Origin of the sequence: Herminiimonas sp., from assembly GCF_030645555.1 — a bacterium.
Taxonomy (GTDB): Bacteria; Pseudomonadota; Gammaproteobacteria; order Burkholderiales; family Burkholderiaceae_D; genus Oxalicibacterium.
The window spans coordinates 1-4,672 of record NZ_JAUSME010000017.1; the positions used below are offsets into that span (position 1 = coordinate 1).

Here is a 4,672-nt window from a genome sequence, read left to right on the forward strand (position 1 = left end):
CGAGGTATGGCACGTCAAGAACAAGATACATGAAACCGGCTGCGACCTGTTTCTCGATATCCACGGCGATGAAGCCTTGCCATATGTGTTTGTCGCCGGCAGTGAAATGCTGCAAGGCTTTACGCAACAGCAGGCTGACGAGCAGCACGCATTCATCGCCCAATTCATGCGTGCCAGCGAAGATTTTCAGACTGAGTTCGGTTACAGCGCAGGAAAATATCGCGCAGAGATGCTGGCACTGGCATCCAAATACATAGGCCATACATACAAATGCGTGTCGCTGACGCTGGAAATGCCCTTCAAGGACAATGCGCGCAGCCCCGATCCCAGGGGCGGCTGGAACGGCGCCCGCAGCGCGCAACTCGGCCGGGATATTTTGCGACCTATTCTGCATAACGTAGAGGGCGCTGTGCGATGAGTGTCGAGATCGAACGCAAATTCCTGGTGCGCGGCACAGCATGGAAAACGCTGGGGCAGGGCAGCGCGATACGACAGGGATATCTGTCTTCGCATCCGGACCGGATAGTGCGGGTGCGCATAGAGGATGACGCTGCCACGCTGACGATCAAGGGGCGCACTAGCGGCATCACGCGCGGCGAGTGGGAATATGCGATTCCAGTCGCTGAAGCGGATGAACTGTTGAATGGCTTGTGCGAGCGTCCACTGATAGAAAAGACGCGCACGCGCATTACCTACGACGGGATGGTGTGGGAAGTCGATGAATTCTTTGGCGACAACCTCGGCCTGGTGGTGGCCGAGATCGAGCTGGAAAGCGAAGGCCAGCCATTCTCGAAACCTGACTGGATAGGCGAAGAAGTCACGGCCGATGCGCGCTATTTCAATGCCAGTTTATTGCGCCATCCCTATACTGCCTGGTAATCCCGTGCATCGAAACTGATGCGCAGGATAGATCATCAGATTTAGTGCAGATGGGTAGCGCCTGCCGGTGCATCTTCCGGCATTTCCGCATGTGTCAGTTCGGCATCCATATCCGGGAACAGCGGTGCGCCGCAATCTTCGCAAGACTCCAGCGCAAATAATTCGGCATGGCGCTTCACCTTGGTGACACCGCATTCTTCCAGCAATGCCAGGATTTCTTCTATCGGTGATTTGCGTGCCACATCGGCAGAGATGAGCGTATCCATAGGCACTTCGACGCTGCGGTACTGCAGTTCTTCATCATCTTCCTGGCCGTAGAGCGGCCATACGATGCCGTAAATAACATCAAGATTGTCTGCCAGTGCAAAGCTGACGCGGTATTCGTCGACGCGGCCATCTGCCGATTCTTCACCAAAGCTGCCTATGATCGCTTGCAAGGCTTCCGCCTCTACATTCAGGGTGTAGGTCAAATAATGCACGGCGGCGCGTATCGATGCCGGGCGAATTTGCTTGTCGCCTTCGCGGCAGGCAACGAAGTAGGCTTCGGGTAGCAGCAGTTCTATGCCGCAGCCCGGCAACAGGCGGGTGATGTTAGGCATGACCTGTGCATTCCATTGCGACAGGGCTTCATCGCGTTCGGCCAGATTGGCGCTTGCCTGCCAGCGGAACATCGGCTCGCCTGCAGCCGCAGTCACGACGGCCAGCAGATAACGCGTGTCGGCCAGGAAGGGCGCCGTTTCAGCTTGCTGCGTCGCCTGCTTCAATGGGCTGCCTTTCAATGCAGCCTGCGCCAGGCGCTGTGTCAGCGCGTAGGTTTCTGCATGATTGCGCGGTAACTGGTCGATCGAAAACAGGTTAGGCGCCATCGCCATTTTTGCCTCGGCTGCCAGTACGTGCGCGTGCAAGTGGGCCGATAGCGTCATCACCATGTCGGCCGGAATCGGGCCGGAGGCGATCGAAAAACGCGTCCATGCAAGGATGGGCATCGCGATCAGGAGTGCATCGCAAGTCGCGCCATCCTGTTCGATCTGGCATGATTCGCTGGCCGCTTCCGTGCATTCCATCAAGGCATCGTAAGCGGCCGATTCCAGCTTGAACAAATGATCGAGTGCCGCATCGATGACATCCTGATGATTGTTCTTGAGCAGCTTGCGCAGCAAGACATCCAGCTGATGTTCCCAATTGCGTTCTTCCAGGCGACTGGCGGCTTGAATGATGGCCTGGGCGAGCGTCGCCAATCGCTGGCTGTCGGCTGACAGCTTGTGGGGTGTGTTTTTGGATGGACGACGCATGAAGGAATCAGAGTATAGGAAGGCGTAGGCTTGTATTGTAGTGGATTAAGCAGACATCAAGGGTCTGGATGCAGCTTTGTCGCTAAACACACTCACTGCGTTAGCCTGATGCTGGTCTGTTGCGATGACTGAAAGAGGCATAAAAAAACCGCATGTTTGAACATGCGGTTTTTTGTCTTGCGCAAGATGCATCTGTATCCGTGCGCTCCGGCTGGAGCTGCACGGACTACATCAGGCAGCCAGCAATTGGCGTAGTACAAATGGCAGGATCCCGCCGTGTTTGTAATAGTCGACTTCGATAGGCGTATCAATGCGCAACAGCACCTTGACGTCCTGCGACAGGCCATTGGCCCGGTGGATCACCAGCGTGACTTCCTGCTGCGGACGCAGATTGCCTTCGAGGCCTTTGAGGTCGAAGGTTTCTGCGCCTGTGATGCCCAGCGTGGTCACGCTGTCGTCGCCGAGGAATTGCAAAGGCAGTACGCCCATGCCAACCAGGTTGGAGCGATGGATGCGCTCGTACGAACGTGCGATTACAGCCTTGACGCCCAGCAGTTGCGTGCCTTTTGCAGCCCAGTCGCGTGAAGAGCCGGTGCCGTATTCTTCGCCGGCGAAAATCCTCGTTGGCGTACCTGCGGCGACGTAACGCATCGCTGCATCGTTAATCGACATTTCTTCGTCGGTAGGCTGGAAGCGCGTAATGCCGCCTTCGACGCGCGAGCCATCCGGTTTGATCGGGATCATCAGATTCTTGATGCGCACGTTGGCGAAGGTGCCGCGCATCATGATTTCATGATTGCCGCGACGCGAACCGTAGGAGTTGAAGTCGGCTTTCATGACGCCGTTTGCTGTCAGCCATTTACCGGCCGGGCTGCTGTCCTTGATCGAGCCGGCAGGTGAAATGTGATCGGTCGTGATCGAGTCGCCGAACACGCCCAGCGCACGTGCGGCGGTGATGCCGGTGGCAGCGGCCTTCGGTTCCATCGTGAAGTCGTTGAAGAATGGCGGCTCCGCAATGTAGGTCGAGTCCGGCCAGTCGTAGACCTGGCCTTCGGCCACGCCCTTGATGCCTTCCCACAGTTTGCCCGGTGCGGTTTTGACTTGCGCGTAATTGTCCTTGAATGTTTTTGCATTCATCGCAAACTTCATCAGCTTGGCCACTTCCTGGCTGGTCGGCCAGATATCGCCCAGATAGACGTCGCGCATCTTGCCATCGGCGCCTTTGCCGCGGCCTACCGGTTCCGTCATCAAGTCGCGCGTCATGTTGCCGGCGATCGCATAGGCGACGACCAGCGGTGGCGAGGCGAGGAAGTTGGAGCGGATGTTTGGATGTATCCGGGCCTCGAAGTTGCGGTTGCCGGACAGGACGGCTGAGGCCACGATGTCGTTCTGCACGATCGCTTCATTCATGGCCGGCGTCAGGTCGCCCGCATTGCCGATGCAGGTGGTGCAACCGTAAGCGGTCACGCCAAAGCCGAGTTTTTCCAGGTAGGGCAGCAAGCCGGCCGCTGTCAGGTATTCGGTGACGACGCGCGAGCCGGGGGCCAGCGAGGTCTTGATGTGCGGTGATACTTTCAGGCCCGCTTCAACGGCTTTCTTGGCCAGCAAACCGGCGGTCAGCAGCACGCTCGGGTTCGAGGTATTGGTGCACGAAGTAATTGCAGCAATCAGCACGTCGCCATTCTTGACCTTGACGCCGTCGCTGTTGACGTAAGTCGCATCCAGATCTTCAGCCTTTTTGTTGAAGCCGTTTTCCGACGTCGGTTTGGCAAACAGGTCTGCGAAGTTCTGTTTGACGTGGCCGATTTCGATGCGATCCTGCGGACGCTTGGGGCCGGCGAGGGAAGGTGCGACGGAGCCGAGGTCCAGCGCGACTACGTGCGTGTAATCGATCTCGCCCGACTTTGGAATGCCGTACAGGTTCTGCGCCTTGAAATAGCTTGCAAATGCATCGATCTCAGCCTTGGTGCGACCGGTGCCCTTGAAGTAATCGATGGTGGCATCGTCGACCGGGAAGAAGCCCATCGTGGCGCCGTATTCCGGTGCCATGTTGGCGATCGTTGCGCGATCTGTCAGCGACAGCGTGGCAGTGCCTTCGCCAAAGAATTCGACGAACTTGCCGACGACTTTTTCCTTGCGCAGCAATTCCGTGATCGTCAATACCAGATCGGTTGCGGTCACGCCTTCGCGCAACTGACCGGTCAGGTTGACGCCGACCACGTCAGGCGTCAGGAAATAGACCGGTTGGCCCAGCATGCCGGCTTCCGCCTCGATGCCGCCCACGCCCCAGCCCACCACGCCGATGCCGTTGATCATCGTCGTGTGCGAATCGGTGCCGACCAGCGTGTCTGGATAATAGACATCGGTTTTGCCGCCATCGTTACGCTTGTGTACGCCGCGCGCCAGGTATTCCAGGTTGACTTGATGCACGATGCCGAAGCCCGGCGGCACGACGCCGAAGGTATCGAATGCCTGCATGCCCCATTTCATGAACTGGTAGC

Annotated in this window: 3 protein-coding genes and 1 pseudogene; 2 read left to right on the forward strand and 2 right to left on the reverse strand. The window is 57.7% G+C overall.

The window, feature by feature from the left end:
- Positions 1-418: pseudogene (locus Q7T06_RS00550) on the forward strand (hypothetical protein); the annotation flags it as partial.
- Positions 415-879: a CYTH domain-containing protein gene (locus Q7T06_RS00555; protein WP_304778349.1), complete on the forward strand. Its 465-nt coding sequence runs from the start codon at positions 415-417 to the stop codon at positions 877-879. The pseudogene Q7T06_RS00550 and the gene Q7T06_RS00555, both read left to right, overlap by 4 nt.
- A 41-nt stretch (positions 880-920) precedes the next feature.
- On the opposite strand, the gene Q7T06_RS00560 is transcribed toward Q7T06_RS00555, so the two are convergent.
- Together Q7T06_RS00560 and acnA are read right to left on the reverse strand one after the other, a co-directional pair.
- Positions 921-2,171 (reverse strand): DUF2863 family protein, encoded by a 1,251-nt coding sequence (locus tag Q7T06_RS00560; protein WP_304778352.1) that lies wholly within the window; start codon positions 2,169-2,171, stop codon positions 921-923.
- A gap of 231 nt (positions 2,172-2,402) precedes the next feature.
- Positions 2,403-4,672: aconitate hydratase AcnA (gene acnA, locus Q7T06_RS00565; protein WP_304778355.1), on the reverse strand; the 2,270-nt coding region annotated here is incomplete at its 5' end.

Bases quoted from the DNA above. Each gene is read 5' to 3' on its own strand.
- Q7T06_RS00555 (WP_304778349.1), top strand. From the start codon at position 415: ATGAGTGTCGAGATCGAACGCAAATTCCTGGTGCGCGGCACAGCATGG.
- Q7T06_RS00560 (WP_304778352.1), bottom strand. From the start codon at position 2,171: ATGCGTCGTCCATCCAAAAACACACCCCACAAGCTGTCAGCCGACAGC.